This window comes from Bacteroides sp. 519 (assembly GCF_010500955.1).
Lineage (GTDB): Bacteria > Bacteroidota > Bacteroidia > Bacteroidales > Bacteroidaceae > Bacteroides.
Window position 1 is genome coordinate 1 of the sequence record NZ_QVMJ01000004.1, and the last position, 17,616, is coordinate 17,616.

At 40.0% G+C, this 17,616-nt stretch carries 18 protein-coding genes; 6 read left to right on the forward strand and 12 right to left on the reverse strand.

Annotation, left to right across the window (positions count from 1 at the left end; translation table 11 throughout):
- A partial coding sequence (locus D0T85_RS04785) for a DUF1080 domain-containing protein (RefSeq protein WP_370459933.1) occupies positions 1 to 1,327 on the reverse strand: 1,327 nt, incomplete at its 3' end.
- Positions 1,328 to 1,505: 178 nt separating this feature from the next.
- On the opposite strand from D0T85_RS04785, the gene pnp reads away from it, so the two are divergent.
- Complete coding sequence (gene pnp, locus D0T85_RS04790; protein ID WP_163210790.1) at positions 1,506 to 3,632, forward strand: polyribonucleotide nucleotidyltransferase; 2,127 nt, start codon at positions 1,506 to 1,508, stop codon at positions 3,630 to 3,632.
- Positions 3,633 to 3,706: 74 nt separating this feature from the next.
- Here the strand turns inward: pnp and D0T85_RS04795 are convergent, their stop codons facing one another.
- On the reverse strand, positions 3,707 to 4,327 hold the full coding sequence (locus D0T85_RS04795) for a DUF6563 family protein (protein WP_163210792.1): 621 nt from the start codon (positions 4,325 to 4,327) through the stop codon (positions 3,707 to 3,709).
- A gap of 127 nt (positions 4,328 to 4,454) precedes the next feature.
- Between D0T85_RS04795 and D0T85_RS04800 the strand changes: the two genes are divergently transcribed.
- Positions 4,455 to 6,263: a MutS family DNA mismatch repair protein gene (locus D0T85_RS04800; RefSeq protein WP_163210794.1), complete on the forward strand. Its 1,809-nt coding sequence runs from the start codon at positions 4,455 to 4,457 to the stop codon at positions 6,261 to 6,263.
- A 13-nt stretch (positions 6,264 to 6,276) separates the two neighbouring features.
- On the opposite strand, the gene D0T85_RS04805 is transcribed toward D0T85_RS04800, so the two are convergent.
- Positions 6,277 to 8,037, reverse strand: a complete 1,761-nt coding sequence (locus D0T85_RS04805; RefSeq protein ID WP_370459930.1) for an AAA family ATPase — start codon at positions 8,035 to 8,037, stop codon at positions 6,277 to 6,279.
- Between the two features lie 374 nt (positions 8,038 to 8,411).
- Here D0T85_RS04805 and D0T85_RS04810 point away from each other — a divergent pair, with 374 nt between their 5' ends.
- The 4 genes from D0T85_RS04810 (at position 8,412) to D0T85_RS04825 (ending at position 11,972) form a co-directional block, all read left to right on the forward strand.
- Positions 8,412 to 8,984, forward strand: coding sequence for an RNA polymerase sigma factor (locus D0T85_RS04810; protein WP_163210797.1), 573 nt, complete (start codon positions 8,412 to 8,414; stop codon positions 8,982 to 8,984).
- The gene (locus tag D0T85_RS04815; RefSeq protein ID WP_163210799.1) at positions 8,950 to 10,167 is read left to right on the forward strand and encodes an outer membrane beta-barrel protein; all 1,218 of its coding nucleotides are present in this window, start codon (positions 8,950 to 8,952) and stop codon (positions 10,165 to 10,167) included. Before D0T85_RS04810 ends, D0T85_RS04815 begins: the two co-directional genes overlap by 35 nt.
- Positions 10,168 to 10,213: 46 nt before the next feature.
- Positions 10,214 to 11,458, forward strand: a complete 1,245-nt coding sequence (locus D0T85_RS04820) for an LVIVD repeat-containing protein (RefSeq protein WP_163210801.1) — start codon at positions 10,214 to 10,216, stop codon at positions 11,456 to 11,458.
- 103 nt (positions 11,459 to 11,561) lie between these two features.
- Positions 11,562 to 11,972: a DUF4332 domain-containing protein gene (locus D0T85_RS04825; protein ID WP_163210802.1), complete on the forward strand. Its 411-nt coding sequence runs from the start codon at positions 11,562 to 11,564 to the stop codon at positions 11,970 to 11,972.
- Between the two features lie 82 nt (positions 11,973 to 12,054).
- Here D0T85_RS04825 and rplQ read toward each other — a convergent pair whose 3' ends face one another.
- From rplQ to secY, 9 genes are all read right to left on the reverse strand, one after another.
- The gene (gene rplQ, locus D0T85_RS04830) at positions 12,055 to 12,564 is read right to left on the reverse strand and encodes a 50S ribosomal protein L17 (protein WP_163210804.1); all 510 of its coding nucleotides are present in this window, start codon (positions 12,562 to 12,564) and stop codon (positions 12,055 to 12,057) included.
- Positions 12,565 to 12,566: 2 nt separating this feature from the next.
- Positions 12,567 to 13,559 carry a DNA-directed RNA polymerase subunit alpha gene (locus D0T85_RS04835; RefSeq protein ID WP_163210806.1) on the reverse strand — a complete coding sequence of 331 codons (993 nt, stop codon included), beginning with the start codon at positions 13,557 to 13,559 and terminating at the stop codon, positions 12,567 to 12,569.
- A gap of 10 nt (positions 13,560 to 13,569) precedes the next feature.
- Positions 13,570 to 14,175 (reverse strand): 30S ribosomal protein S4, encoded by a 606-nt coding sequence (gene rpsD / locus D0T85_RS04840; RefSeq protein ID WP_163210808.1) that lies wholly within the window; start codon positions 14,173 to 14,175, stop codon positions 13,570 to 13,572.
- Positions 14,176 to 14,291: 116 nt separating this feature from the next.
- Positions 14,292 to 14,681: a 30S ribosomal protein S11 gene (gene rpsK / locus D0T85_RS04845; protein WP_163210810.1), complete on the reverse strand. Its 390-nt coding sequence runs from the start codon at positions 14,679 to 14,681 to the stop codon at positions 14,292 to 14,294.
- Between the two features lie 11 nt (positions 14,682 to 14,692).
- Positions 14,693 to 15,073, reverse strand: coding sequence for a 30S ribosomal protein S13 (rpsM, locus tag D0T85_RS04850; RefSeq protein WP_163210812.1), 381 nt, complete (start codon positions 15,071 to 15,073; stop codon positions 14,693 to 14,695).
- A gap of 33 nt (positions 15,074 to 15,106) precedes the next feature.
- Entirely contained in the window at positions 15,107 to 15,223 is a 117-nt protein-coding gene (ykgO, locus tag D0T85_RS04855; RefSeq protein WP_163210814.1) for a type B 50S ribosomal protein L36, read from the reverse strand.
- Positions 15,224 to 15,232: 9 nt separating this feature from the next.
- Positions 15,233 to 15,451 (reverse strand): translation initiation factor IF-1, encoded by a 219-nt coding sequence (infA, locus tag D0T85_RS04860; protein ID WP_002558052.1) that lies wholly within the window; start codon positions 15,449 to 15,451, stop codon positions 15,233 to 15,235.
- Positions 15,452 to 15,453: 2 nt separating this feature from the next.
- On the reverse strand, positions 15,454 to 16,254 hold the full coding sequence (gene map, locus D0T85_RS04865) for a type I methionyl aminopeptidase (protein ID WP_163210816.1): 801 nt from the start codon (positions 16,252 to 16,254) through the stop codon (positions 15,454 to 15,456).
- A gap of 16 nt (positions 16,255 to 16,270) precedes the next feature.
- The gene (secY, locus tag D0T85_RS04870; RefSeq protein WP_163210819.1) at positions 16,271 to 17,614 is read right to left on the reverse strand and encodes a preprotein translocase subunit SecY; all 1,344 of its coding nucleotides are present in this window, start codon (positions 17,612 to 17,614) and stop codon (positions 16,271 to 16,273) included.
- Between the last annotated feature and the right edge of the window lie 2 nt (positions 17,615 to 17,616).

Here is a 17,616-nt window from a genome sequence, read left to right on the forward strand (position 1 = left end):
CAATCCTATAATTGATTCTCAATATGTTATGATTGACATAGTGGGAAATAGAAGTGCAATTTTTATGAAAATTATTTTTAAGAGTGAAAGTTGGGTTAATATTTCTCCAATAAACTTTAATACCGCCCCCGTCGTGAATCTGAAGACAAATACGTCCTTTACCTTTAGCAAATTTCTCATCCTGCCAGTCCACCATTTCCTCTCCGTTGAGCCATGATGTAACTTTATCGCCTTGCACAAGAATGCGCATGGTATTCCATTCACCCATTTTCAGCGCTTTTTCTTTTTCGGGTGCGGGTTTGATAACCCATCCGCGGCCGTACGACTCGTAAATGCCACCTGTATGCATATTGGGAGGAGCCACTTCTACCTGCCATCCACTAATCTCTACATTGGCAGGGTTCTTCATATACGAACGGATAAATACACCTGAGTTTCCATCAGCTTCCTGTTTAAACTCTAATGTTAAATCAAAATCCTGGAAATATCTTTCGGTTCCCAAATAACCATATTTCTTTTCGGGTCCGCTTTCACAAACCAACAGATCGTTTTCAACATACCACTTTTCGGGTCCGTATTTTACCCATCCGGTAAGGTCTTTGCCATTGAACAATTCAACCTCCTGCGATTTAACAGGCAGTTCTTTAATCTTGATATTTCTGAATGATGCTGGGTATCCATGATCTTGCAAGCAAAGCACACCTGTTGGAGCCAATCCGTACTCGGGTGCATTCTCCCATTTTCCGCTGTTTTTTCTTTTAAACCAATCTTCGGTCCAGGCTTCGAATTCCAGTATCTTAACTCCATTCATCCAATGTTCAACATGGCCATTGTCGAATACTATTTTTGCTGTATTCCATTCCCCATAAGGGTTTACTTTCATCTTTGTTTGGTCGGGCAAATACATTGCATAGTCTACACCCATCTTTTGCCACTCTTCCAAATCGCCTTCAAAGTTTGGAACATCAAGCAATTGGTACTCGGGTCCGGTAACATACGGAACCTTAAACTCCGGACGCTCTACCACATGATACAACATACCGCTATTGCCCCCTTTCGAAAGTTTAAAATCCCATTGAAGTTCAAAGTTAGCGTATTCTTTATCGGTTACAATGTATCCCGTTCCGTCGCTTCCCTCGCCTTTAGCCTGTATGCAACCATCAACAACATGCCAGGGCTCGGTAAGGGCAGTACCATTATAATCGCGCCAGCCATTCATAGTACTTCCGTCGAACAGCAATTTCCATCCATCGGCAATCTCTTGTTCCGTTAACGTGTTTTGTGGTTTCTCGCTACACGAGCTAAGCATGCCAATGGCTATGCTCATTACTAAAACGTAGGGTTTTTTAAATAGTTTCATTAGATTATAGTTTTAAATTCGTGCTAAAGATACGTGTTTTCTTAGAATCGGGTAAGAATAATGTAGGTTAAATTCCGCTGATTTACAAATACTTTGTTTACCTTTGCATGAATTTTTGAAGAAAAATATAGATAAAACAATTTTTATGATTAACCCAATTGTTAAAACAATCGAGTTGGGAGATGGCAGAACCATTACACTCGAGACTGGGAAATTGGCAAAACAAGCAGATGGCGCTGTGATGTTACGTATGGGAAATACGATGTTACTTGCTACTGTGGTTGCCGCAAAAGACGCAGTTCCCGGAACAGATTTTATGCCGCTTCAGGTAGAGTATAAAGAAAAATTCGCCGCCTTTGGCCGTTTCCCAGGTGGATTTACAAAAAGAGAAGGAAGAGCATCCGATTATGAAATCCTTACCAGCCGCTTGGTCGACAGAGCTCTCCGCCCACTTTTCCCCGACAATTATCACGCAGACGTTTTTGTTAATATAATCCTTTATTCGGCCGACGGAGTTGATATGCCCGATGCATTGGCAGGATTAGCAGCATCTGCTGCTCTGGCTGTTTCAGACATTCCGTTTAACGGTCCGATTTCTGAAGTACGCGTTGCCCGTATTAACGGTCAATTCGTTATCAATCCTACATTCTCTCAACTCGAAGAGGCTGATATGGACATCATGGTAGCCGCTACTATGGACAACATCATGATGGTAGAAGGCGAAATGAAAGAAGTATCCGAAGCCGAACTTCTTGAAGCAATGAAGGTTGCACACGAAGCAATTAAAGTTCATTGCAAAGCACAGATGGAACTAACCGAAATGGTTGGTAAAACTGTAAAACGCGAATACAACCATGAAACGAACGATGAAGAGCTTCGTGAAAAAGTTCGCAAAGAGTGTTACGATAAGGTGTATGCTGTTGCAGCATCGGGTAATGCAAATAAGCACGAACGTCATGACAACTTCATGGCTATCCGCGATGAATTTAAAGCACAATACGCTGAAGAAGAATTGGCAGAAAAAGGTGCTTTGATTGACCGCTACTATCACGATGTAGAAAAAGAAGCTATGCGCCGTTGCATTCTCGACGAAGGCAAACGCCTTGACGGACGTAATACAACACAAATACGCCCAATTTGGTGCGAGGTAGATTATCTGCCGGGACCACACGGATCGGCTGTATTTACCCGTGGCGAAACTCAATCGCTTACATCGGTTACTTTAGGTACCAAGTTAGACGAGAAAATTGTAGACGATGTACTTGTACATGGTAAAGAACGTTTCTTGTTACACTATAATTTCCCTCCATTCTCAACAGGCGAAGCAAGACCACAACGTGCCGTTGGCCGTCGTGAAATTGGTCACGGTAATCTGGCACACAGAGCACTGAAAGGTGTTATTCCGGCCGATTTCCCTTATGTAGTTCGCGTGGTTTCGGATATTCTGGAATCGAACGGTTCTTCGTCTATGGCTACAGTTTGTGCAGGAACACTTGCACTTATGGATGCCGGCGTAAATATCAGCAAACCGGTTTCGGGTATTGCTATGGGACTTATCAAAAACGCAGGAGAAGCTAAATACGCAGTGCTTTCGGATATCCTTGGCGACGAAGACCACTTAGGTGATATGGACTTTAAAGTTACCGGAACCAAAGACGGTATTACTGCCACTCAAATGGATATTAAAGTAGACGGACTTTCGTTCGAGATTCTTGAAACTGCTTTGAACCAGGCTAAAGAAGGACGTATGCACATTTTGGGTAAGATTACCGAAACTATGCCTGAGCCTCGTACCGATATGAAGGATCATGCTCCACGTATTGAAACAATGATTATACCGAAAGAATTTATCGGAGCAATCATTGGCCCGGGTGGAAAAATCATTCAAGGTATGCAAGAAGATACCGGTACTACAATTACCATTGAAGAAATTAACGGTAGCGGTAGAATCGAGATCTCAGGAACAAACAAACAAAGTATTGATGATGCCACACGCATAATTAAGGGCATAGTTGCTATTCCCGAAATTGGTGAAGTATATCCGGGTAAAGTACGCTCGGTAATGCCTTATGGGGTGTTTGTTGAATTCCTACCAGGTAAAGATGGCTTGTTGCACATCTCGGAAATAGACTGGAAACGTATTGAAAAGATTGAAGATGCCGGAATTAAAGAAGGTGATACTATTGATGTGAAGTTACTCGATATTGATCCTAAAACAGGCAAGTTCAAGCTTTCAAGAAAAGTTTTGCTTCCTCGTCCGGAGAAACAATAATAAGTTAGCTTAAATATATAAAGAGCGGGAATGGTTGATAACTATTCCCGCTCTTTTTACATCCTGATATTTATTTATTTCAATTCTTTCAGATACTTCCCTACCACATGGGCTTCTTCACTATTCTCCTTCTGATATTCTTCTTTCAATTTGGGATAGTCATTAAGTAGTTCCATCATTTTATCTTTCCCCACAAACTCTACTATCCCTGTGGTACAATCAATCTCATAAAATACCCGCTGAGTTACAGCTGCCGAAGTTGCAATAGCTTCGCCCACAGCCCCCATACCAATTCCACGATCAACAACCGATACGGCAGCCGGTCCTATAGGAACCGCACAGAAATAAACTTTGTTGCCTATAGCCAAAGCAGGAGCATAGCACTTTCCAAAGCTGAATTTCTTTATCTTCAAATTCTTGCAGTTCACATATAAATTAGAGTCAACCTGAACAGCAAAATATTTCCTTCGTAGCCCTTTACGAATCATGGTTCGGTTAGAAGTGATATGATAATCGCCACCGGTTTTAAGCAATTGCCGGTTTATACTTCGCTTTTCAACAATAAGTTTGGATGGCGCATGAATTGTATCGCCGTTATGGGTAATAAAATCATTTGGGGTATGGTAAACAATGGTTTGAGCCTTCCCCGGAAGAGCCAGAGCCGATAGCAAGAGGATAATCCACAAAATTTTCATAGCGCAATATTCAACAATAGGTTTATCAAAATGGAAAGTTACATTATTTGTGTATTCCAAGCAAATAATAAATCAAAAAAGTAATATTCTTGTTGTACATTTGTGGTTCAGTTATAACTAAAAACACATGGAACAACTAAATGGCATTAAAGCAACTTACGAAAATATTGTTGGCAAAACCCGCGATAAGCTGACTAAAGTACAAAAACAGATTTATAACATCAGTTTTATCAGGATAGCCTTGTTCCTGGCAGGCATTGCAGGAATCATTTATTTTTGGTCATCAGCATGGTATCTATTGGCTGGTGTTATTCTGATTACATTTGTTCCGTTTCTTGCATTGGTTAAGTACCACAATAAACTCTTCTACAAAAAAGACTATCTGGAAAAGAAGATAGAGATTAACGAGCAGGAACTTCGCGCCTTAGAATACGATTTCTCTTCGTTCGATGGAGGGAGGGAGTTTATCGACCCATCACATTTATACACTTACGACCTCGATGTATTTGGGGATAACTCATTGTTTCAGGATATAAACAGAACATCTACCCACCTTGGGAAAAGTCAATTGGCCGAATGGTTCAATAAGCATCTACAAAAAAAAGAAGATATAGAAGAGAGACAGAAAGCGGTAAAAGAACTGTCGGAAGATTTAAAATTCCGCCAACGTTTCCGCATCCTTGGTTTGCTTTATAAAGGCGAAATAGCCGACGAAAAGGAGATAAACACCTGGGCACAAAGCCCCAGTCATTACAGCAGTAACTCTTTTTTTAAGCTATTACCTGCACTTATTCTGAGTGGTAACATTGTACTGTTTACGCTGGCCATGCTCAACATTATCCCTTTTTCGGTTGTATGGATAGTGTTGGCTATTATTTTCATGATTAGTCTGGGCTTTCAAAAAGGCATCACCAAGGTACAAAATATGTATGGGAAAAAGATGCAAATTCTGGGTACATACGCTCATCTTATTCAACTGATAGAAGAAAAAGAGGTCAGTTCTGCCCTTCTTAAAGATATCAAGGCATTGGTTGGAACCAATAAAAAAACAGCCTCACAATCGGTAAAGCGTTTATCAACATTGATGGATGCACTCGATCAGCGAAATAACATGTTTATGTTACTTATTTTAAACAGTTTGATGTTTTGGGAACTCAAACAAATTATGAAGATAGAAGCATGGAAAGAAGAGTGTGCCAACGAACTACCCAAATGGCTGAAGGCCATTGCTTTGATGGATTCCATCTGTTCATTATCGACATTTACTTATAACAATCCGGATTTTACGTTTGCAGAAATCACCAATAAATCATTCCATTTAGAGGGCAAAGCTCTGGGGCATCCGTTAATGAATCGCCGTAAATGTGTAAGAAACGACATCGACATGGAAAAACGTCCTTACTTCATTATTATTACAGGAGCTAATATGGCGGGCAAAAGTACCTACCTGCGTACTATTGGGGTAAACTACTTGCTGGCATGTATGGGAGCACCTGTTTTTGCCGATAAACTAACCCTCTACCCCACCCTACTAATTACCAGCCTGCGCACAAGCGACTCGCTGACCGATGATGAATCGTACTTCTTTGCCGAGCTGAAAAGGCTTAAACTCATTATTGACAAGTTAAATGCCGGCGAAGAGCTTTTCATTATATTAGATGAGATACTGAAAGGAACCAACTCTGTTGATAAACAAAAGGGATCGTTTGCACTGATAACACAATTCATGGAATTGAATGCGAACGGCATTATAGCTACACACGATTTACTGTTGGGCACGCTAATCAAAGACTTTCCTGATAATATAAGCAACTACCGCTTCGAAGCGGATATTACCAACAACGAATTGACATTCTCTTACCAACTACGGGAAGGGGTTGCACAAAACATGAACGCCTGCTTCTTAATGAAGAAAATGGGGATAGCGGTAGTGTAAAATCAGAGAGTCCTTAGCATTCTTCCTGAAACACCTCCTCCATCTCCACCAGCTCCCAGCCGCGAAATACCACAGTGATAAGTCGTAGCTTTGCTTCGCCAATGGTACTTGTTACTATATTGTCCGAAGCATATTTCAGCAGTTGTGCCCGGGCTTCCTCTTTCAATGTGGTAATGTGGGCATCCGAATCGGCTCGTTTCAGGTATTTTACTTCTAACAGGTAGGCATACTCCATGTCGGGTAGTTGCGTACTGGGCTGGAAATAGAAATCGGCATATCCTTTGGCCAGTTCATATTCGGGCAGTAACATATAATAGTGCGTCATTCCCAGATAGGCCAACAAGAAACCTTTTACATGTGCTTCGCCATCGATAAACTCGCGTACGCGGCTCTGCTTTTCCAGTTCGGAGGCAATGAAAGAGAATACTGGTTTCCATTCTCCCTGATAAGCCATTTCTTTTATCAGGTTCCCTAACTGATAGAAATCAATCCGGAAGATATCGCTATCGGACAGACTCTCTATTAAATAAGTATATATCTGTTCGCGAACAGTATGGTTAGGGATGATTAAAACAGCATCTCCCCGGTACCTTCCTTGTATACTCAACAGTCCGAAATAATAAAGCAGTGACTTAAAATTGTTGGGGTCTACCATCTGCTCTACCGAAAAACCACTGTTAAGAAGGGCAGTGGTTTGCCCGGTTTCTACTATCTCGCGGATAACAGAGAAGTTTTGCCCCAGTTCTTTATCAATCTTAATCAGATGCCGTAGCTTATTATAGTCGGTACGGATGTTTTTATCAATCATCTCTTCGGGAGGATAACCACTACGTAAACAATGACTAATGTAGTAAAGTGCCATATCAGAGTTGTACATACTTTCGCTTAAACTTTTTGTAGAAAAGCAATAATTGTCATACCAAGGCTTCATCTCCTTTATCATCTCATCTACATCCATTTTCAACATTCCATGTTCGTGGTAGTATTCCAGCATGGTGCGTAGCTCTGGTTCGGAGAAACCCACTATGTTATTAAACTGTGCATCGGTAGTAAAATTGGTACCAATATTAAATCCCGAAGTTACATCATCCAGTGTAATGGGGCTTACTCCGGTAATAAACATGCGTTCTAATGCCATGCCACTACCGGTAGTCATTACCTTGATTACGTTGAAGAAGAAACGGAAGAAACCATCGCCATGTGTAGCTTCTTGATAGGCTTTTTTTCCTATATTGGCAAGAATGGAATTAGTGAAGTTATCGTACTCGTCGATGATGAGGTAGATACGCAAACCCTGTTCGCTGGCACATCCATTAATATATTGCAGGCGTGCTGTGGCGCTGCCTCGTTTCATCAGTTCTTCGCGGAAATTGGCTTGAAAAAGATGCTCATAGCGGTTTGCAAATATAACAAACTGTTCGGTGCAATGCTCTTCAAACGAAGTTTCTAAACGTTCCGGATGCGAGTCGACCGCCGAAAAGTTAAAGCGTAGTATCAGGAACTTTGCCCGTAGGTTGGTAGGGTTTTGGTAAATCCAACGTTCGCCAAAAAGTTCCTCAAACCGGTCGGCATTGTTAATATCATAATAAGAGTCGAGCATGTTAAGCAGCAGGCTTTTGCCAAATCGCCGGGGACGAATCAGGAAGAAGTAGGAAGCTGCCTGCTCAATCAAAGGGATGAAGTGGGTTTTATCTACATAGTAGTAATTATCACGTGCTATGCGCTCATAATCGCTCAACCCATACGGAATATTTTTAATATTGTTTGCCATCATGATTACTCTCTTTAGTGATAACAAAGATAATGTTTATTGGTATAATATTGTTCCGTTTTTTATAAATCCGTTTATCTTTGCAGCAAAGAGGAACTAACCAATAATTAAATAATTAACAATCAACAAATTGCAGTACCACCATCTTTTTAACGCTGGCACAAAAGTACCACTATTTTTTTAGGCGTGAGAAAAAAGTACCACAGGCATGATACAAAAGTATCACTACTAAGATACTTTTGTATCACAAGCGTGGCACTTTTGTACCATAGGCGTGAGACGAAAACATCGAAAAAACATAAAATCGTAAATTTTATAAAAGTTGATGCAACGTTTCCGAACGCTTTTTCATCATATAAATAGAGAGCATATTTTATATGGACGAACAATTGTTTATCACAGGATGCAGACGGGGAGAATCATGGGCTCGTAAGAAACTATACGAGATGTATGCTCCTGCCATGATGAGTCTTTGTCTGCGTTATGTGGGCGATAAGGAAACGGCACGCGATTTATTGCAAGATGGATTCATAAAGGTTTTTACCAAAATGAACACCTATTCGGGCACCGGAGCTTTTGGTGGATGGATATATCGTATTTTTATGACTACCGCACTCGAACACCTCCGGAAAACCGAAAAAATGAACGTATTTACATCTATCGACGAATACCCGGACAAACTGGAAGATACAGAAATATCTGCTCTCGACAGTCTTTCGGCTGATGATCTGTTATCTTGTGTGGCAGAGTTACCTGTAGGGTATCGTACCGTTTTCAATCTGCATGCTATTGAAGGATATTCACATCGCGAAATCGGAGAAATGCTTGGAATCAGTGAAATAACATCACGGTCGCAATTCATCCGTTCCCGAAGTGCTTTACAAAAGAAGTTAGAACTGTTAATAAAGGAAGAAAATGTCAGACAACAAAGAGCTAAATCATCATCGTGATTATTTCAGCAGCTATATGCAGCAACAGCTGAAAGATCATCGGTTGCCTCCTGACGATGCTTGCTGGGATGAGATAGAGCAACGCCTGCAGAAAAAACGGCAGGGGCTTTTTATCAGGAAAGCGTTGTGGGTTGCAGGTGCTGTTGCTGTATTTGCTTTATTGCTATTGATTAATATCCCAACAAATAAAGAAACAACAGAAATGCCATCTACCTACACTGAGGTTGTAAATGAAGAGATAAAGACCGATGTTGTAACGGATGATATTGTGCCCCAAGCCACCCCCCTACCCCCCTCCAGAGGGAAATACCATGCGGGAAATACTCAACGTACAATGGAGACTGATATTCCTACAGTACAAGAGAAAGAACTGTTGACTGATATCCCTACGGTTGTAGATACCAAGCAAGTATCTGTAGATGATCCAAAGGAAGAACGTGTTGTGGAAGAAAAGAAAAAGAAAACGGAATTGCCTGTTTTGCCGGATAGAAACGCATCAATCAAAGCCAAACAAAAGAAGAGCTGGCAGATTGGCGCAGGTTTATTAGCGATGGGCAATATTTCGATGAGTAGTGAAGATTTTGTATATCATGCGGATTCTCCTAACGAAAACGACGGTTCCAGTTCCATACCAACCCCACCGGATTATACGCTTGAACTAACACCAGATAACTGCGACGACATCAGCTACAATACCCCATTGTCTTTTGGTATTACAGCACGAAAGAGATTAGGAAAGAACTTTTCTGTTGAAACAGGTTTGGTTTATACATACCTTTCTACCAATTTAAAGAAGAACGGTGGCGCCAACTCAATGAAAGGTAAACTGGGTTTGCACTACCTGGGCATTCCGGTTAATCTGCACATTGACTTATGGAACAACCCTAAGTGGAACATCTATGCATCTAGCGGAGTAATGGCCGAAAAGGGGCTTCGTTCAGTGTACACACAGCATACATACAGGGCAAACAAGGAAGAGAAAGCAACTGTAAAAACATCTATATCAGGGTTGCAGTGGTCAATAAACGGATCATTTGGCATTGCTTATCGCTTCTATAAAGAGTGGAGCCTGTATGCCGAGCCAAGAATATCTTATTTCTTCGACAATAACCAGCCTATTAGTACCCGTACCGATAATCCTGTTAACCTGGGTTTTGGGATGGGCATACGGTTTGATTTTTAAAACGGCAACGTGCCACAACGATATTTTAATTTAATACTAGTCAATTATGAAAAAAGTAATTTATGCAATGTGTGCAGTACTGGCGGGCCTACTCTCGGCATGTAGTGACACTGTAAAAGAGAAAGTGGTTTATTACATCAATGAACCGGTATTTGTTTCGGCCACCGAACTCCGTTCGCGATCAATTGTTACCCAAGTTCCACAGGAGATGGAAAAGCAGGGTAAACTATGCTTCTACGAAGGCTACCTGTATATTTCGGAACCTCAAAAAGGAATACACATTATCGACAATAGAAACCCTGCCGCACCTCAGAATGTGGGTTTCATTGAACTTGATGGCAATGTAGATATCGCCATCTACAATAACAAGCTATATGCCGATCATTTTATTGATCTGGTATATTTTGACATCAGCAATCCGGCCAAACCTGTATATACAGGAAGACTTGAGAATGCATTTAAATATGCACTGCCCATATACGATTTTACCGATATTTATGATTATAACGCTTGTTATTCCGAAAAAAACAGAGATAAAATAGTTGTTGGCTGGAACAGAGTAAGGCGGGAAGAAACCATTTACCATTACAAAGATGATATGATGGCTGAGTCGCCAGGTGGTTCATCAGAAAGTGCCGGAATAAATGGTTCTATGTCGCGCTTCAGCACACATAAGGGTTATCTTTATACTGTAATGAACAACATGATGAGTATTATTGATATATCGACCGACACCCCTACAAAACCTGTTGAGGATTTATATGTTGGCTTTGAAGTTGAAACTATATTCTATTACAAAGATCACATGTTCTTAGGAACGCCTACCGGCATGTCTATCTATTCTGTTGAAAATCCAATTGCACCCGAGCGCATGTCTACCACCTGGCATATAAATGGTTGCGATCCTGTTGTGGTTGAAAACGATATTGCTTATGTAACCATTCACTCGGGTAACTTCTGCGGGCAAAATAATAACGAGTTAATAATTTATGATGTGAGCGATGTAAAGGCTCCTAAGATGCTTGTATCGTACGCCATGACCAAGCCTAAAGGCATTGGCATAGATAACGGCATCTTATTTATCTGCGATGATGGTTTGAAGATTTTTGATGCCTCGGACCCACTGACATTAATGGCTCATCAACTGGCTCATTACGCAGGAATGGAGGGATACGACCTAATACCTTATAATAATGTTTTGATGATGATTGCAGATGATGGATTGTACCAATACGACTATACAGATGTGAGAAAAATCTCGCAGTTGAGTAAGATTGCCATTAGCAATTAACTATTTATTGAATATTTATTCTTATTTTTGGTCGGTTATTGAGAGACTGTATTTTTAAAAACATGTCCCGTTCAACAACGAGGACCGAAAAACCTTATTTAGTATGGCTAATTACAAAATTGAAGAAATCGAAGGCATTGGGCCTGTTATGGGGGAGAAATTCCGGGCAGAAGGAATTAACACCACCGACAAATTATTAGAAAATGTAAAAACAAAAACCCAAAGAAAGAATCTTGCAGAAAAAACTGATATCTCAGAAAAACTGATCTTGAGATTCGCTAACATGGTTGATTTGTTTCGCATTACCGGAGTAGGACAAGAGTTTTCCGAGCTTCTTGAAGCAGCAGGAGTTGATACTGTACCCGAACTGGCTCAAAGAAGACCCGACAATTTATGTGCAAAAATGGAAGAAGTTAATGAGCAAAAGAAACTTACCCGCCGCACTCCTTCATTAAAAGAAGTAGAAAAATGGGTAGAAGAAGCCAAAACACTTCCCCGCGTATTGGAATATTAAAACCAAATGATCTGGAATTGATCAATACAGAAAAAGGCTACCCGATTTACGAGTAGCCTTTTTCATATCTATAAGAATCTGATTATTCAGCTGTTGGCTCTTTTGCTTCTTCAACTGCTGGTGCTTCAACTGTTGGTGTAGTAGTTTCAGCAGCAGGAGTTTCTTTTGCACTCGCTTTTCTTGAACGACGAGTACGTGTAGCTTTCTTGGTAGTTGTTTCTTTCAACATGTTTTCGTTGTAGTCTACCAATTCAATGAAACACATTTCTGCATTGTCACCTAAACGACGACCTGTTTTGATGATACGAGTATATCCACCCGGACGATCACCAATCTTAACAGAGATTTCCTTGAACAATTCTGTTACAGCGCGTTTGTCTTGTAAATTACTGAAAACAACACGACGAGAGTTTGTTGTGTCGTCTTTTGATTTTGTAATCAAAGGCTCAACGAACTTCTTCAGTGCTTTAGCCTTTTGTACAGTCGTAGTGATTCTTTTGTGCTCAATCAAAGAACATGCCATGTTCGATAACATAGCATTTCTATGAGAAGCAGTACGACCTAAATGGTTGAACTTTTTATTGTGTCTCATTTTTAATCTTTATCTAATTTATATTTAGAAATATCGGTTCCAAACGACAGATTCAGACTTTCCAGCAAATCATCAAGCTCGGTAAGCGATTTCTTTCCGAAGTTTCTGAATTTCAGCAGATCTGTTTTGTTGAACTGTACCAAGTCGCCTAATGTTTCTACGTCAGCAGCTTTCAAGCAGTTAAGTGCACGTACTGACAAGTCCATATCAACAAGTTTGGTTTTCAACAACTGACGCATGTGAAGAACTTCTTCGTCAAACTCTTCGTTACCATCCACATCTGTTGTTTCGAGCGTGATTTTCTCGTCCGAGAACAACATGAAGTGGTAAATAAGAATTTTAGCTGCTTCTTTCAGCGCTTCTTTCGGGTGTATGGAACCATCGGTAGTAATCTCAAATACAAGTTTTTCGTAGTCAGTCTTCTGTTCTACACGGAAGTTTTCTACATTGTACAAGACATTACGTATCGGTGTGTAAATTGAATCAATTGGAATAGAATTAACATCGGTGCAATATTCGCGGTTTTCTTCAGCCGGTACATACCCACGACCTTTGTTAATAGTAATATCAATCTGCGTGGTTGCTTTTGCATCCAAACGACAAATAACTAATTCAGGATTTAACACTTCAAATCCAGTGAGATACTTACCTATGTCGCCTGCTTTGAACTCTGTTGAATTCTCAATTGTTATACTTACTTTCTCGCTCTCGAATTCCTCTACTACTTGTTTAAATCTAACCTGCTTGAGATTCAAGATTATGTTGGTAACATCCTCTCTTACTCCTGGTATGCTTGAGAATTCGTGCTCAACACCATCAATTTTAATTGTAGTGATGGCAAAACCTTCCAAAGAAGAAAGAAGAATACGGCGCAGTGCATTACCCACTGTAATACCAAAACCAGGTTCCAACGGACGGAATTCGAATTTACCGAATTTGGAATCCGCTTCCAACATCAATACTTTATCAGGTTTTTGAAATGCTAATATCGCCATGAAATAATTATTATTTAGAATATAATTCTACGATCAAATGTTCCTTAATGTTTTCAGGTATGTCTGCTCTTTCAGGAATGTGTAACATTTTACCTGTTTTAGAGTTTTCATCCCATTCTAACCATGCATATTTGCTATGATTGAAGCCAGCCAATGAGTTAGCAATCACTTCTAATGATTTTGATTTCTCACGAACTCCAATCAATTGTCCTGCTGCTACAGCGTAAGAAGGTATGTTTACCACTTTTCCATCAACAGTGATGTGTCTGTGGCTAACCAATTGACGGGCTGCAGCACGTGTAGGTGCAATACCTAAACGGAATACTACATTGTCCAGACGGCCTTCTAACATTTGAAGAAGGATTTCGCCTGTAATACCTTTCTTTGATGCAGCTTTATCAAACAAGTTACGGAATTGTTTTTCCAAAACTCCGTATGTGTATTTAGCTTTCTGTTTTTCGCGAAGCTGAATACCATATTCGGAAGTTTTTCTCTTTCTTGAGTTTCCGTGTTGTCCTGGAGGATAATTCTTCTTAGAAAGAACTTTATCTGCTCCAAAGATAGGTTCACCGAACTTACGAGCTATTTTTGATTTTGGTCCAGTATATCTAGCCATTTCTTTATCAGTTATTAAATTGTCAAATCATGGAACTTGTTTGTTGCAGCCGCGATTACAGAGAAGAATTTAAATGCAATCCAATAACAAAACCAAGTTTCATTTAATTAAAGTTATTAAACTCTACGTCTTTTCGGAGGACGACATCCATTGTGAGGAAGTGGAGTTACATCAACGATTTCAGTAACTTCAATACCAGCTCCATGTATTGTTCTGATAGCAGACTCACGTCCGTTACCTGGTCCTTTAACATAAGCCTTTACCTTTCTCAAGCCAAGATCATATGCTATTTTCGCACAATCCTGGGCAGCCATTTGTGCTGCATAAGGAGTGTTCTTTTTTGAACCTCTGAATCCCATTTTACCGGCAGATGACCAAGATATAACCTGCCCTTCACTATTCGCCAGAGAAACAATAATATTGTTGAAAGATGAATGAACATGTAACTGTCCGTTAGCATCTACTTTAACATTTCTCTTCTTTGCTGCGACTGTTTTTTTTGCCATATCAACAATTATTATTTAGTAGCTTTTTTCTTATTTGCAACTGTTTTCTTTCTACCCTTACGAGTACGTGCATTATTCTTAGTGCTTTGGCCTCTTACTGGTAAACCAATACGATGACGTATGCCACGGTAGCAACCTATATCCATTAATCGCTTAATGTTTAATTGAACTTCCGAACGAAGATCTCCTTCTACTTTGAATTCTGCGCCGATAATCTCACGAATCTTGGCAGCCTGGTCATCAGTCCAGTCTTTCACTTTAATGTCTTTGTCAATGCCGGCCTTATCAAGGATTTTACCAGCACTACTGCGTCCGATACCAAATATATAGGTCAACGCAATTTCACCTCTTTTATTTTGAGGCAAGTCTACACCAACTATTCTTATAGCCATATATTAATTTAATTTTTTTGCAAAAATAACAAATTATCCTTGACGTTGTTTATACTTAGGATTTTTCTTGTTAATCACATACAAACGGCCTTTACGTCTTACGATTTTACAATCCGCTGTACGTTTCTTTAATGATGCTCTAGTTTTCATATCTTTTTTTTATTTATATCTGAATACTATTCTCCCTTTTGACAGGTCGTAAGGTGACATTTCAACTCTTACTTTATCTCCTGGTAATATTTTGATATAGTGCATACGCATTTTACCCGAGATATGAGCAGTTATCTCATGTCCGTTTTCTAACTCTACGCGAAACATTGCGTTAGACAATGCTTCAACGATAACTCCATCTTGTTCTATTGCAGATTGTTTTGCCATACTTAAATCGCTTTATCTCCTAAAACTTCTTCTATAAATTTGAATGATGATAATATATCAGCTTTCCCCGGCTGAACCGCTACAGTATGCTCAAAATGAGCAGCATATTTGCGGTCTCTGGTTCTTACTGTCCAGTCGTCGTTTTCCATCGAAATCTGACGGGTACCCATAGTAATCATAGGCTCAATTGCTATACACAACCCTTTTTTCAGGAGGGTACCATATCCTCTTCTACCATAGTTAGGCACTTGAGGATCTTCGTGCATTTCTTTACCTATTCCATGACCAACAAACTCGCGTACTACTCCGTAACCGTTTGATTCGCAATGCTGTTGAATCGCATGACTTATGTCACCAAGTCTTTTTCCCTGAATTGCATTTTCAATACCCAGATACAAAGATTCCTTGGTTGTTTTCAATAACCTACGAACTTCTTCACTTACTTCGCCTATACAAAAAGTATAAGCCGAATCGCCACAAAAGCCATTCATATAAGTACCACAATCAACCGATACAATATCGCCCTCTTTAAGAACTATTTTATCGCTGGGGATACCATGAACAACTTGGTCGTTTACCGAAGTACACAAAGAAGCAGGAAACGGATCGCCAAATTGATTGGGAAAACCCTTGAAGGTTGGAATAGCTCCATGATCTCTAATAAACTCTTCCGCTACCCTATCAAGTTCGCCTGTAGTAACTCCTGGTTTCACTAACTTAGCCACTTCGGCCAATGTTTTTGCAACCAACAGATTACTCTGGCGAAGCAACTCTATCTCATCTTCTGTTTTAAGAAATATCATCTTCTGCTTAAAAGAATTAATATGCAGCTACGCCGCTACCAGAACGTCCTTTAATACGACCCGATTTCAATAATCCATCATAATGTCTCATCAGCAGGTGACTTTCTACTTGTTGTAAAGTATCAAGTACTACCCCTACAAGGATCAATAATGATGTACCACCAAAGAACTGTGCAAATTCAGTTTGTACACCGAACATACCAGCAAAAGCAGGTAAAATTGCAACAATTGCAAGGAAGAATGAACCTGGCAAAGTAATACGCGACATAATACCATCGATATACTCTGCTGTATTCTTACCTGGCTTGATACCAGGAATGAAACCGTTATTTCGCTTCATATCCTCTGCCATCTGGGTAGGATTAATTGTTATCGCGGTATAGAAATACGTAAAGAGTATAATCATTACTGCGAAAGTAAAATTGTACCAGAAACCTGTATGGTCAGAGAAATTGCGTACAAACCAACCTGGATTATCACCAGAGTAACCCATGAATGCAATTGGAATAAACATAATTGCCTGAGCAAAGATGATAGGCATTACACCGGCAGCATTTACCTTTAAAGGTATATACTGTCTTGCACCACCGTATTGTTTGCTTCCAACGATTTTTTTAGCATATTGAACAGGAACTTTTCTCTGGGCCTGTACCAATGCAATTGCAGCAGCAATAACCAGTAACAAGAAAACGATTTCGATAAGGAACATGATTAAACCACCGGTTTTATCTGTCATTCTTGAAACCAATTCCTGGAATAATGCCTGAGGAAAACGAGCAATGATACCCACCAAAATGATAAATGAAATACCATTTCCGATACCCTTGTCGGTGATTCTCTCACCCAGCCACAATATAAACATACTTCCCGCAGCCAAAATGATTGTGGAAGTTAGAATAAACATTGTCCAACTCAAAGAGCTATTCAATGCCGGACCGGCTTGCATTTTAAGGTTAATCAAATATGACGGTGCTTGAACGACCAAGATACCAATTGTCAACCAACGAGTATATTGATTGATTTTGCGACGGCCGCTTTCACCTTCACGTTGCATTTTCTGGAAATAAGGAATGGCCATACCTAATAGCTGAATAACGATCGACGCAGAGATATATGGCATAATCCCTAATGCGAAAATAGACGCATTAGAGAAAGCACCTCCGGAGAACATATTCAACAATGCCAGCAGACCTTCACTTGTTTGTTGATGCAATTGTGCAAGCATATTGGGGTTAATACCCGGCAATACCACATACGAACCGAAGCGGTAAATTGCAACAAACAATACAGTGATGAGGATCCGTTGTCTCAGATCCTCAATCTTCCAGATATTTTTAATAGTCTCAATAGCTTTTTTCATTG

Coding starts and splice junctions, on each gene's coding strand:
- secY (WP_163210819.1), bottom strand. CDS start 17,614: ATGAAAAAAGCTATTGAGACTATTAAAAATATCTGGAAGATTGAGGAT.
- D0T85_RS04810 (WP_163210797.1), top strand. CDS start 8,412: ATGGACGAACAATTGTTTATCACAGGATGCAGACGGGGAGAATCATGG.
- D0T85_RS04800 (WP_163210794.1), top strand. CDS start 4,455: ATGGAACAACTAAATGGCATTAAAGCAACTTACGAAAATATTGTTGGC.
- D0T85_RS04795 (WP_163210792.1), bottom strand. CDS start 4,327: ATGAAAATTTTGTGGATTATCCTCTTGCTATCGGCTCTGGCTCTTCCG.
- infA (WP_002558052.1), bottom strand. CDS start 15,451: ATGGCAAAACAATCTGCAATAGAACAAGATGGAGTTATCGTTGAAGCA.
- rpsD (WP_163210808.1), bottom strand. CDS start 14,175: ATGGCTAGATATACTGGACCAAAATCAAAAATAGCTCGTAAGTTCGGT.
- D0T85_RS04825 (WP_163210802.1), top strand. CDS start 11,562: ATGGCTAATTACAAAATTGAAGAAATCGAAGGCATTGGGCCTGTTATG.
- D0T85_RS04805 (WP_370459930.1), bottom strand. CDS start 8,037: ATGATGGCAAACAATATTAAAAATATTCCGTATGGGTTGAGCGATTAT.
- rplQ (WP_163210804.1), bottom strand. CDS start 12,564: ATGAGACACAATAAAAAGTTCAACCATTTAGGTCGTACTGCTTCTCAT.
- D0T85_RS04835 (WP_163210806.1), bottom strand. CDS start 13,559: ATGGCGATATTAGCATTTCAAAAACCTGATAAAGTATTGATGTTGGAA.
- map (WP_163210816.1), bottom strand. CDS start 16,254: ATGATATTTCTTAAAACAGAAGATGAGATAGAGTTGCTTCGCCAGAGT.
- rpsM (WP_163210812.1), bottom strand. CDS start 15,073: ATGGCTATAAGAATAGTTGGTGTAGACTTGCCTCAAAATAAAAGAGGT.
- D0T85_RS04815 (WP_163210799.1), top strand. CDS start 8,950: ATGTCAGACAACAAAGAGCTAAATCATCATCGTGATTATTTCAGCAGC.
- ykgO (WP_163210814.1), bottom strand. CDS start 15,223: ATGAAAACTAGAGCATCATTAAAGAAACGTACAGCGGATTGTAAAATC.
- D0T85_RS04820 (WP_163210801.1), top strand. CDS start 10,214: ATGAAAAAAGTAATTTATGCAATGTGTGCAGTACTGGCGGGCCTACTC.
- pnp (WP_163210790.1), top strand. CDS start 1,506: ATGATTAACCCAATTGTTAAAACAATCGAGTTGGGAGATGGCAGAACC.
- rpsK (WP_163210810.1), bottom strand. CDS start 14,681: ATGGCAAAAAAAACAGTCGCAGCAAAGAAGAGAAATGTTAAAGTAGAT.